This is a genomic window from Neorhizobium huautlense (assembly GCF_002968575.1).
Lineage (GTDB): Bacteria > Pseudomonadota > Alphaproteobacteria > Rhizobiales > Rhizobiaceae > Neorhizobium > Neorhizobium huautlense.
In genome coordinates this window covers 22,345-32,418 of the sequence record NZ_PVBM01000036.1, presented here as the reverse complement: position 1 = coordinate 32,418, position 10,074 = coordinate 22,345, and the positions used below count along the sequence as shown (strand labels likewise).

Annotated in this window: 10 protein-coding genes and 1 tRNA gene; 4 read left to right on the top strand and 7 right to left on the bottom strand. The window is 60.0% G+C overall.

What is annotated here, in order from left to right; genetic code table 11:
• The first annotated feature begins 50 nt into the window (after positions 1–50).
• From C5L12_RS25265 to C5L12_RS25255, 3 genes are all read left to right on the top strand, one after another.
• Positions 51–127, top strand: a tRNA-Met gene (locus tag C5L12_RS25265).
• A 267-nt stretch (positions 128–394) separates the two neighbouring features.
• Positions 395–2,038, top strand: coding sequence for an alpha-amylase family protein (locus C5L12_RS25260; RefSeq protein ID WP_105374812.1), 1,644 nt, complete (start codon positions 395–397; stop codon positions 2,036–2,038).
• Positions 2,035–3,027: a TIGR03885 family FMN-dependent LLM class oxidoreductase gene (locus C5L12_RS25255; protein ID WP_105374811.1), complete on the top strand. Its 993-nt coding sequence runs from the start codon at positions 2,035–2,037 to the stop codon at positions 3,025–3,027. Before C5L12_RS25260 ends, C5L12_RS25255 begins: the two co-directional genes overlap by 4 nt.
• 121 nt (positions 3,028–3,148) lie before the next feature.
• Here C5L12_RS25255 and C5L12_RS25250 read toward each other — a convergent pair whose 3' ends face one another.
• Positions 3,149–3,661 carry a ferritin-like domain-containing protein gene (locus C5L12_RS25250; RefSeq protein ID WP_105374810.1) on the bottom strand — a complete coding sequence of 171 codons (513 nt, stop codon included), beginning with the start codon at positions 3,659–3,661 and terminating at the stop codon, positions 3,149–3,151.
• A 126-nt stretch (positions 3,662–3,787) separates the two neighbouring features.
• Between C5L12_RS25250 and C5L12_RS29105 the strand changes: the two genes are divergently transcribed.
• Complete coding sequence (locus C5L12_RS29105) at positions 3,788–3,919, top strand: hypothetical protein (RefSeq protein WP_280952552.1); 132 nt, start codon at positions 3,788–3,790, stop codon at positions 3,917–3,919.
• A 104-nt stretch (positions 3,920–4,023) separates the two neighbouring features.
• Here the strand turns inward: C5L12_RS29105 and C5L12_RS25245 are convergent, their stop codons facing one another.
• The 6 genes from C5L12_RS25245 to C5L12_RS25220 all read right to left on the bottom strand — a co-directional run bounded on the left by C5L12_RS25245 (position 4,024) and on the right by C5L12_RS25220 (position 9,907).
• Positions 4,024–5,583, bottom strand: a complete 1,560-nt coding sequence (locus tag C5L12_RS25245) for a putative bifunctional diguanylate cyclase/phosphodiesterase (protein WP_105374809.1) — start codon at positions 5,581–5,583, stop codon at positions 4,024–4,026.
• A gap of 164 nt (positions 5,584–5,747) precedes the next feature.
• Complete coding sequence (locus tag C5L12_RS25240) at positions 5,748–6,686, bottom strand: dihydrodipicolinate synthase family protein (protein WP_105374808.1); 939 nt, start codon at positions 6,684–6,686, stop codon at positions 5,748–5,750.
• A 32-nt stretch (positions 6,687–6,718) separates the two neighbouring features.
• Complete coding sequence (locus tag C5L12_RS25235; RefSeq protein WP_105374807.1) at positions 6,719–7,597, bottom strand: SMP-30/gluconolactonase/LRE family protein; 879 nt, start codon at positions 7,595–7,597, stop codon at positions 6,719–6,721.
• Entirely contained in the window at positions 7,594–8,427 is an 834-nt protein-coding gene (locus C5L12_RS25230) for an NAD-dependent epimerase/dehydratase family protein (protein WP_105374806.1), read from the bottom strand. Before C5L12_RS25230 ends, C5L12_RS25235 begins: the two co-directional genes overlap by 4 nt.
• 47 nt (positions 8,428–8,474) lie before the next feature.
• Complete coding sequence (locus tag C5L12_RS25225; RefSeq protein ID WP_105374805.1) at positions 8,475–9,194, bottom strand: FadR/GntR family transcriptional regulator; 720 nt, start codon at positions 9,192–9,194, stop codon at positions 8,475–8,477.
• A complete protein-coding gene (locus C5L12_RS25220; RefSeq protein WP_105374804.1) occupies positions 9,194–9,907 on the bottom strand; it encodes a ribonuclease activity regulator RraA in 714 nt (237 codons plus the stop codon). Before C5L12_RS25220 ends, C5L12_RS25225 begins: the two co-directional genes overlap by 1 nt.
• Positions 9,908–10,074 lie beyond the last annotated feature (167 nt).

The window sequence follows — 10,074 nt, the reverse complement described above, 5'->3', positions numbered from 1 at the left end:
GGCTCGCGCCTGACTTGCTTCCGGGCCTCAAAGGTCCGTATTCTTGGTGACGCGGGGTGGAGCAGCCCGGTAGCTCGTCAGGCTCATAACCTGAAGGCCGCAGGTTCAAATCCTGCCCCCGCAACCAATCTTTACAACACATCCCAAAAAAGCCCAACCGCGGGGCTTTTTGCGTTCCGGGCGCAGGAAACGCAGCCTCTCCCATCAGTTCTTCAAGGACCACCGTCTGTTCGAGGAAGTCCGGGTTCTTCTTGCCGCAGGCGAACCTCAGGGAAGAACCGAGAGCCCCTGCCTGTGAAAAGCGAACGACCGCCGGTTCTCATTCGGCAGTGGGAACCTGCCCAAGCTCTGATCGTTTACGCCTCTCCATGGGAACTGGCAGGAGACGGCGCGAGTGCAGAACCCGAGCAGCACCTGGTATGAAGAGGCGGTGATCTACTGCATCGACGTCGAAAAGTTCGCCGACGGAAATGGCGACGGCATCGGAGACTTTATCGGCCTGACCAAAAAGCTGACCTATCTTTCGGAACTCGGTATCACCTGTATCTGGCTTTTGCCGTTCTACCGAAGTCCCGACCGTGACAATGGCTACGATGTCAGCGACTTCTATTCCGTCAATCCCAAGGTCGGGACGCTCGACGACTTTCTGACATTCCTGCACAGCGCGGGAGAACACGGCATTCGCGTCGTGATCGACCTGGTGGTCAACCACACGTCCGATCAGCATCCGTGGTTTCAGGCGGCGCGACGGGACGACGAGACGCGCTACCGGGACTATTATGTCTGGAGCGCCGATCCCCCGCCGGTCGCCGCGGGCGCCAGATCGATCTTTCCCGGTGAAGTGGACAGCCTCTGGACCTATGACGAGATTGCCAGGGCTTATTACTTCCATCATTTCTACGACTTTCAGCCGGAACTGAATGCCGCCAATCCCCAGGTCCGTGAAGAGATATTAAGGATCGTCGACTACTGGATCGCCTTCGGGGTCAGCGGCTTCCGACTGGATGCGGCCCCGCTCATCATTGCGAACAAGGGGCTCGAACATGCCAATCCCCGCGATCCGCATGGCATCCTAAAGCAGATTGGGTCCTATCTGCAGAGCCGCCGGCCGGGTGGCGTGCTTCTTGGCGAAGTAAATCTTCCGCCGGAAGCGTCAAACGCCTTTTTCGGAGAGGGTGATCAGCTCCAGCTTCTGCTCAATTTCATGCTGGCCTGTTATCTGTTTGCCGGTTTTGCCAAGGAGGAAGCCTCTGTGATCAATCGGGGACTGAGCCTTCTTCCCGAACCGCCGCCCGGATGCGGCTGGGTGAATTTCCTTCGAAATCTCGACGAACTCGATTTCTCTCGCGTGCCGCCGGATCTGAAGCAGTCGGTGTTCGAGGTCTTCGCTCCGAAGAAAGAGATGGAGGTCTTCGGACGCGGCATCCGCCGTCGCGTGGCACCCATGCTGAACGGCGATCAGCGTCGGATCGAGCTGGCTTTCAGCATTGTCTTTTCCCTGAGGGGGCCGCCGTTGATCGTTTACGGCGACGAAATCGGTATCGGAGAGGATCTTTCCCAGCCGGGGCGGAACTCGGTGCGGGTGCCGATGCAGTGGTCTTCACAGAAGAACGGGGGGTTCTCCAGCGCCAATCCCAGGATGCTGGTTCAGCCGGTTGTGAACGACGGGCCCTTCTCCTACAGGAAGGCCAATGTTGCCGATCAACAGGAAGCCCCCAATTCGCTGCTGAACAGGATCAAAAGATTTATCGCGCTTCGCCGAAGTCAGCCCATTTTTACAAAGGGGCGGCCAGTAAGGTTGAGTGCGACTGACCCTGCCGTCCTGGTGCACGGTTTCGAAGATGCAGGCGACCTGTTGTTGCTTGTCCACAATCTGGCGGGCCGACGGATCGGGACCGACATCAATTTCGGCGGAATGCAACCGAAGCGTTTTCGCGACCTGATAGACGAAGTCGAATTCGATGTGGGAAAGGATCCCCGTCTGGAACTCGAACCCTATGCCTACCGCTGGCTGATTTCCAAGGGCAACGGATCATGACACTGATCGGCTATCACGCCTCCCACGAGCAGTTTCCGCCGAGCGAGCTCCTGGGCCATGTACAAGCCGCAGAGGCGGCAGGCTTCGACGCGGTCATGTCCTCCGACCATCTCACCCCCTGGAGCGAGCGACAAGGGCAATCGGGCTTTGCATGGGCTTGGCTTGGGGCGGCGCTGAAGGCGACGCAAGCCATCCCATTTGGAATCATCACGGTACCGTCGGGCTGGCGCTATCATCCTGTCATCACGGCGCAGGCGGCTGCGACCGTCGCGGAGATGTTTCCGGGGCGGTTGCCCTGGATGGCCGTCGGCAGCGGCCAGGCAATGAACGAGCATGTCACCGGCGAACGCTGGCCTTCGAAGCGGGAACGGAACGAACGGTTAGAGGCAGCGGTGGGAATAATCCGTGACCTGTGGTCGGGCCAACTCGTCAGCCGGGAAGGACCGATCAGGGTAGACGAGGCGCGCATTCATACTCTTCCTCAGGAATTGCCCCGCCTTGTCGCCGGTGCGCTGTCGCCGAAGACGGCAGAATGGGCGGGAAGCTGGGCCGACGCACTGATTACCATCAATCAGCCGCGGGAAAGCCTCCGGGAGATAATTCAAGCCTTTCGGCGCGGCGGTGGAGAAGGCAAGCCTCTCTACCTGCAGGTCCATGTCTCCTTTGCAAGCTCCGATCATGAGGCTCGCGCGAACGCTTTTGATCAGTGGCGCAGCAATGCCGTGACAACAGCTGTTTCGGAAACGCTGCGTTTGCCGGAGGAATTCGATCAAGCTTGCGCCAAGGTGCGGCCGGAGGACATGGATCATCATGTCCGCATCTCGGCGGATCCGGCGCGACACGTGGAATGGCTGGAAGGGGACGTGGCAATGGGTTTTGAGGAAATCTACGTCCACAACGTGGGCCGCAATCAGCGTGAATTTATCGACGTCTTTGGGCGGGAGGTCCTGCCGCGGTTCAAGGATGGGGGCCGAAAGGTTCCGCAATAACCCTTTTGAGAACTGTTGTGTTTCCGGATCGCGGCCGACGCGCACCCGACCTGCAAACCGTTACGAGGCTCGTTCGAGGAGCCTCGTAAGTTGTTTCCTTCGGGCGGGTCAGGAAAGCCGATCAGACTTTTGCGCTCATCCCGGCTTCCTTGAGCGAGGCAAACTTGATCGTCACGCTCCTGAGATTATCGTCCAGCCATTTGGCCATGGCGATTTCCTCGTCCAGATTGGCTTTCAGAGCGGCGACAGATCCGGGAAAACCGCCGAGTTCGGCTATCGTCATAAGGGATTTGTAGGCGGCGATTTCGAAGTTCTCGAAGGCGAAGTTCGCGAGGGAGTTTTTGATGATCTCGTCGCCGGCAATGCTGTGGCCCATCGCTGCCATGCTGCCGGTGAAGGAGAGCGCCATGTTCAAGGTAGAATGATCTTCGGATAGGCTGCTCAGGATCTCCTCAAGTCTGGCGATCTGCCCTTCGGTCTCGCGGATATGCTGCTCGAGCCGCGATGCCACGTCGGGATAGTTTTCGATCCGCGAGACCTGCGGCTTCATAATCGACAGCGCCTGATTTTCCATGGCGTGCGCATTCTTGAGACCGGTCACGAAGATGGAACGGGTTTCGGATGAATCCTTCATTGCATTTCCTCTTTGGTTGCCAGCGGGACTAACCAGGGAGGATGGTGATCGTTCCAGAATCCGCTTACGGGCAGCCGGAACATCCGGCATCGCGACAGGTTAGGCTATTCACCAGGAGGACCAGCAATGACAGATCCGAAAGACAAAGATCCGGCAGAAGGCTCCCGCAAGACCATCGAAAACGAACTCAAACGGCAGAAACCGACCGGCGAGAAATCCAACCCGCCCAATGAAGAACAATCTCGGAGTTCAACTTGAGCCGGCGCACTATCGATCAATGATGCAGGCGATCGGTCATAAACCAAGGCAGATGCCGAAACGACGGAGGCCTTCCGCGTGTTGTTGAGAAATCAGCGTTCCGCTTATGCGTGTCGGGCGGCCAGGACGTGGCGGCGTGCGGCGACAAAGGCCGTCACCTCCGACTGAGGCATGGCTTTGCCGAAGAGATAGCCTTGGCCTATGTCACATCCCTGGCCGAGGAAATAGGCCAGCTGGGCGTTTTCCTCGATTCCCTCCACCGTCGTCTTGAGATTGAGGCTGCGGCTCAGCCCAAGGATGGCATCGATGATCTTGGCGTTCTTGTCGTTGTTGGAGCAGGCGGCAACGAAACTTTTGTCGATCTTGATTTTGTCGAATTTGAAGCGGGCAAGCTGGGAGAGGCTGGAATAGCCCGTTCCGAAATCGTCGAGCGCCACCTGGATCCCGGCGGCGTGAAGATGGTCGATGGTCGACGCGGCGAGATCAGGGTCTCCCATGAGAGCATTTTCCGTAATCTCGATTTCCAGCCGCGACGCCGCTAGGCCGGTGTCCTGAAGAATATGGAGAATCCGCTGCGCCAACAGCCTGTCTTCCATCTGGACGGGTGAGACATTAAACGAAAGCGTTGCGGCTTCCGACCAGAGCTGGGCATCGCGGCATGCCCGCGACAGCAGTTGCTCGAACAGCACGGTTATCAGCCCAGTTTCTTCCGCTACCGTGATAAACTGCTGGGGGGGAATGAAAGCCCCTTCGTTGTTGCGCCACCGCGCAAGCGCTTCGAAGCCGCACAAGGCGCCGGTCCGCAGGTCAATCAAGGGTTGATAGAACGGCTCTATCTTGCCCTCGTCGATGGCTCGGCGGAGCTCGCCTTCCAGCTTCGCTCGTTCCGCGACCTTTTCCTGCATTTCCGGCTGAAACAGCGCATACTGATTGTGCCCCCGGCTTTTTGCCTCATAAAGGGCAATATCCGAGCGGTGGCAGACCTCCTCGAGCGAGCGGCCGTGATCGGGCAGCCTCGCATATCCGACGCTTGCACCGACCTCGGTCGACAATGTGCCGATCCGCACAGGCCGGGAGACCGAATGGATCAGCAGTTGCGCGACAAGTTCTTCCCTCTCTGGCGGCAGGTCGCGGGCGACGGCGACGAACTCGTCGCCGCCGAAGCGGAAGACGCATTCGTGTTCTGCAAGTGCACAGATCCGTCGCGAAACCTCTTTAAGAAGAATATCGCCGCCTTGGTGGCCGAGCAGATCATTGACCTTCTTGAAGCCATCGAGATCGATGGAGAACACGGTTGCGGTTTGCGAAGCCGTCTCTTCCACCGCTCCGCGAAGGTCGGATACTACGAGGCGGTCGAACGCATAGCGGTTGGGGAGCTTGGTGAGGTGATCGTGAGTAGCGATGCGGTCGGCTTCGTCGAACGCCTCGCGGCGGTTCGCCATCTCGTCGCGCATGTCTAGAATGCGCAGGGCCGAATAGGCGAAGCTGGCGATGCCCGCCACAATCAGGGTGACGATGATGAGATGGGCCTTCCCTGCGCTGACCGCCTGGACAAGCGCCAGTATCTTTTCGCGAAAAATCAGGCAGACAAGCCAGAAAAACAGGCCGAAGGCGGAGATCTGAATCAGCTGCCTGCCGGCCCTAGTCTTCAGGAAATCTCTCATAACACTCCTCCGTACGCCCGGAGTATTATCAGGCGACACTAAAGGATGCGTTACTGATACGCTGCAACTCTTGGAGTCCGGCAGGCTCGGGCGCAAACGTGAGATGCGTCAAGCGGTTCGCAGATTGCAATCCTGTCGAAACGTGCCCAATCGGCCGGCCTTGTCTAGTGCGTCCCTGCGACCGCTGCTTTGGTCGGGTCAGTTTCGGCGGACCAGCTCGCGAGAAGATCGGCAAGTCTCGCCCTGTCTTCGGCATCGAGCCTGGGTAGGCCGGGGAGACGCACCTCGCCGACCGGCGTTCCCAGGATGCTCACTGCCTCCTTGACGACTGTGACATTGGCGCCGTTTCGATATTTGGCGCGCATGCGCTCGAAAGGCTCGATGAGATCGATGATCCGGCGCGCCTCGCCAAAGGCGCCTCTCTCGAGAGCCGCGTGAATGGCGAGCGAAAACTGCGGTGCGACATTGACGAGGCCGGATGTGAAGCCGCGGGCGCCTGCGGCTGTGAAGGCGGGAGCCCAGCTTTCGGCGAGTCCGCAGACGAAAAGTGCATGGCTTGAATCGGCGGCTGCAACAGACCGCGAGAGGAGGAGAATGTCGGTCGTGGCGAACTTCACGCCCGCGATGTTCGGATGGCTCGCGAGCCGCAGCATGTCGTCGAGGCCGAAACCTTCCGCCCGTACATAGGCCACCAGCGGCAGCGGAGACGCTTCCGCCAGCCGCCGGAAATAATCTATCTGTGCCGCCGGTGCTGCGAACGGATCGACCGGTTGATGAGACATGACCGCTGAAGCGCCGATATCCCTGGCCGTTTTCGCCATGGCGATTGCCTCGCGGAGCGAACGGCCGACAGCCGCAGTCACTGGCGCCTTGCCATCGACGCCGGCAACTGCGGCCTCGACAACGCGGCTGATCTCTTCTGGGGCCAAGGCATAAAATTCGCCGGTATTGCCCGCTGCCACGATGTTGTGGATGCCCGCCGCGGCGACCCGCGCGTAGATCGCGCGGGTGGTGCTGATATCGACCTCGCCATCGTCTCCGTACGCAGTAACAGGCACGCCGGAGATGCCGGTGAGGACGTTGCGGAATTCTCGAATGTTCATGGTTTTCCCTCTCCAGATGGGGAGATGATGGATCAGATCGCGAAGCGATGCACCGGCGTGCCGCGCATCCCGGTTTCGAAGGCGAATATCGTACCGTTTTCGAAGGTGCCGTTGTTGTCGGTGGAAAGCGTCGTCACGTAGATCGTGTCGAGGTTCGGTCCACCGAAACAGGGCATGGTGGGTGATTTCGCCGGTATTTTGTAAATTTCGACCACATCGCCTTCCGGCGAGAGCCGGTTGACGCCGCCCGACAATACGCCGGCGATCCAATAGAAGCCGTCCGCATCCATCGCCGCCCCATCCGGACGGCCTTCCTCCGGAGTGAAATCGTGCAGTCGCCTGGGTGCGCTGGTAACGCCCAAAGCCGGATCGAAATCGAAGATCTGGGCAAAGAGACCGCTGCTGTCGGAATGATACATCGTTCGGCCATCCGGGCTCCAGGCGAGGCCGTTGGAGGTCAATAGGCTATTTGCAATCGTCGAAAAGCTGCCGTCGGGCATAACCCGGTAAAGACGGCCATTCCCGGTCTGCGGCACCGCCTCGTCGCGGGTGCCGACCCAGAAGCAGCCGTCGGGGCCGATCTTCCCGTCATTCAACCGGCTGTCGGGGCGTCCGCCATCGGGATTGCAGAGCAGTTTCATCGCGCCCGTTTTCGGATTCAGCAGATGAACGCCGTTCTCCAGGGCCACGGCGATATCGTCCCCTTCGCAAAGCGCCAGGCAACCGATCTTGAAAGGCATGTCGAAACGGTCGAGACGCCCGTTGGCCCGCAGGCAGAGTGCCGCGGGGGCAAGAATATCGACGAACCAGAGGTCGCCGGTCCTGTCGTCCCAGGTGGGAGACTCTCCGACCCGCAAGGGCAGGTCTATGACCCGCCTCACCTGAGGGGTGATGATCTTGGTTTTGCTCACAGCGCCACCTCCAGGCATGCCACCAGCCCATTTCTGTCACGCGTTCGTATCGTCCCGTCATGCTCGGGCACGCAAAAACCGCCGCCCTGAAAGACGCCTTCGACCGCGTTTTCCGTCCGGCGGCTTTCAATCCGTAGATGGTCGAGCGCCCTGTCCTGCGGCCGGTAACCCAGGCGCTTGGCAACTTCGTCTCGCCACCAGCCGGCATCGCTGCGCGACATGCCGTAGACGACCGCAGCGGCAATATCCGGATGGGTCAGGCCAATCTTCACGAGTTGCCACAGATCGCGGGCGCTGATCCAGATTGCAGCTGATCGCTCGCTGTTGGGATAGAGCGCCGCATTGCCGATCCGGATAGAGAGAGTTCGGATGCCCGCGGTGTCGTAATAGAGGCCGGCAACGAGCTCTCCCCAGCATTTCGACAGGCCGTAACGGCTGTCCGGGCGGGCCGGATCGAGCGGCGTGACGGGATCGGTGCGGGGATAAAAGCCGGTCGCGTGGTTGCTCGACGCGAAGACCACCCGGCCAATGCCGTTTTCCCGTGCCGCCTGATAGAGATTATAGGTGCCGAGCACGTTGCTGCGCAGGATGTCGCCGATGGCCGCCTCCCGCGGAATCCCGCCGAGATGGATGATGCCGTCCATATCCTTCAAAGCTGCCACCATCGCGTCGCCATCGGCCAGATCGGCAGCAAAGAAGCTTTCATTCGGAGCGAGCTCCTTCGGCGGCCGGAGGTCAATAAGCCTCACATGCTCGAATTCAGGGCGGAGAAAAGCCCTGAGCTGCGAGGCGATGTGGCCTGAGCCGCCCGTCATTGCGATCCGTTGCAAAACATCCTCCTCCGTGCGCCTCCCCGCGCCGCGGCCCGTTGCAGCCTCTATCCTCCCACGCCCTGGAACATGCGGGCGCGTGCGTTCAGGATGTGCGTCTTCATCGCGTCGTGTGCTTCCACTTCGTTTCGGGCCAGGATGGCCTCCACGATTGCCGTATGCTCGTCCTGGACGTTGCGGACATGCAGTGGAGTTCGTTTCAGGCTGAGACTGCGCGTGACGGACATGCCGATGGCGAAATGCGGCTTGAACCATTCCCTCACGATGGTGTGGAACTGATTGCCGGTCGCCATCGCGATCGCGTCATGCAGCGCCTGGTCCTCTTCCGCTCCAAGCTCACCGACCTCGAGACAATGTTCGAGCGCCTTCAACGCTGCGGTGATGCGGATCTTGTCGTGAGGCTGCCAGTTGCGGGCCGCCAGTTCCGCGGCCTCCGCCTCCAGGCCGGCCCGGAACTCGAAGAACCGCTGCACATCCGCAAGTGATCCGACGGGAACCTGTTTGAGAACCGACGAGTCTGGTCTCTGGCGTACATAGGAGCCCGATCCCTTCCGCGAGACTATCAGCTGGTCCGCCCTTAGTCGCTCCAAAGCCTCGCGTACGACAGGTCTCGATGCACCGAGGAGGATGGCCAGATTTGGCTCCGATGGCAGCCGTTCGTTGACGGGAAAGCGGCCGTCGGCGATCATTCCCACGATCTTCTCGTAGATGATGTCGCTGAAACGAGGTTCAGCTTTCGCCGCCGCTATCACGTCTGGCTGCTCCATCAACGTCCCTTCTCACGTCTCCAATCGCGGAATTCGGCTTCGGCTTCGGGGCCGGGCGGATAGAGACCGAAAATGCCTCGTCCCGCCTTTACGCGGTCCTCCACAAAATCCTCGAAAACCGTCTGCTCGAAAGCCTCGTCGGCGATCTCTTGCGCCATGTCCGCCGGAATGACAACCACGCCCTCGTCGTCTCCGACGATGATATCTCCGGGATAGACGGGCACGTCGCCGCAGCCGATCGGCTGATTGATATCCAGTGCGTGGTGGCGGATGAGATTGGTGGGAGCAGAAGGTGCGGAATGATAGGCGGCAAACGGCAGTTTCGCGATGTCGGGTGTGTCGCGGAAGCCGCCGTCGGTCACGACGCCTGCGACGCCGCGCATGTGGAGCCGGGTCACCAAGATACCGCCGGCGGAAGCGGCTGACGGGTCCTTTCGGCTATCCATCACGAGAACATGGCCGGGCGGACATTCTTCTATCGCACGTCGCTGCGGATGGGCGCGGTCGGCAAAGACGCCGATAGTGTCGATATCCTCCCGAGCCGGAATGTACCGCAAGGTGAAAGCCGGCCCCACCAGCCGCGGAGCGTCCGGGTTGATCTTGTGAACGCCGCGAATGAATACGTTTCGAAGTCCGCGTTTCAACAGCACGGTCGTCAACGTGGCCGTCGAAACGGCCTTCAGCTTCTCGAGCGCTTCCTCGGTGAACGTCATTCCTGTCTTCCTATCGGACCTGGTCTTTTGCCGTACAGCTATGCAATCTGTAAAAATCTGTCAATACTTGTAATCATCTGAAAAGCGGCTTATGGTCCGAGGCGATCGGATGGAGGTCCGAGGCGTTGCGGCTGGGAGGCCGCTCGGGCGGGACGGCCCGAGGAGAA

What these genes read in the sequence shown, in the direction of transcription:
- C5L12_RS25245 (WP_105374809.1), bottom strand. Translation starts at nt 5,583, where the DNA reads ATGAGAGATTTCCTGAAGACTAGGGCCGGCAGGCAGCTGATTCAGATC.
- C5L12_RS25250 (WP_105374810.1), bottom strand. Translation starts at nt 3,661, where the DNA reads ATGAAGGATTCATCCGAAACCCGTTCCATCTTCGTGACCGGTCTCAAG.
- C5L12_RS25240 (WP_105374808.1), bottom strand. Translation starts at nt 6,686, where the DNA reads ATGAACATTCGAGAATTCCGCAACGTCCTCACCGGCATCTCCGGCGTG.
- C5L12_RS29105 (WP_280952552.1), top strand. Translation starts at nt 3,788, where the DNA reads ATGACAGATCCGAAAGACAAAGATCCGGCAGAAGGCTCCCGCAAGACC.
- C5L12_RS25255 (WP_105374811.1), top strand. Translation starts at nt 2,035, where the DNA reads ATGACACTGATCGGCTATCACGCCTCCCACGAGCAGTTTCCGCCGAGC.
- C5L12_RS25225 (WP_105374805.1), bottom strand. Translation starts at nt 9,194, where the DNA reads ATGGAGCAGCCAGACGTGATAGCGGCGGCGAAAGCTGAACCTCGTTTC.
- C5L12_RS25220 (WP_105374804.1), bottom strand. Translation starts at nt 9,907, where the DNA reads ATGACGTTCACCGAGGAAGCGCTCGAGAAGCTGAAGGCCGTTTCGACG.